Annotated in this window: 1 protein-coding gene; it reads left to right on the top strand. The window is 46.7% G+C overall.

What is annotated here, in order from left to right; genetic code table 11:
- On the top strand, positions 1–617 hold a 617-nt coding region (locus R7R24_RS28245; RefSeq protein ID WP_411978842.1), incomplete at both ends, for an autotransporter assembly complex protein TamA.

The raw sequence follows: 617 nt of genomic DNA, 5'->3' as shown, positions 1-617 counted from the left end.
GCTTAACAAGCTGGAAGTGATCCCTGAATTGAATGAAGCCAATGTGCGTTTGCACTACGACAGCGGTATTCGCTATCACTTTGGTCCGGTAGAAATTACGGGAAGCCAGATCTGGGAAAACCGTGTTGAGTCGATGCGACCTTTTGAAATTGGTGAACCTTACCTTGTCTCTGATGTGGGTGAATACAACCAAAACCTCTCTAACACCGATTGGTTCTCCTCCGTGTTTGTTGAGCCTGACTTAAGCAAGCTTGAAGATGGGCGCGAGTTGCCGATTAAAGTCTCGTTAGCGCCTGCTGCGAAAAACCAGATTGAAACCGGTATTGGTTACTCCACCGATACGGGTGTGCGCGGTACTTTAAAATGGAAAAAACCATGGGTAAGTGCACGCGGTCATAGCTTTAATACGGCGCTTTCTCTCTCCAAACCAGAACAAACCATCACCGCCGGCTACAAAATTCCATTAGACGACGTCTTACGTGAATACTATCAATTGCAATTTGGTCTGAAGCATTTGGACAACCGTGATACTGAGAGTTTGGAATCAAACCTTGCGGTAGAAAGACACTGGTTAACCGACGGTGGTTGGCACAAAACCGTGTACGTTCGTCACTTGT

The organism is Vibrio sp. 704 (assembly GCF_033339295.1).
This window is presented reverse-complemented; position numbering and strand designations above follow the sequence as displayed.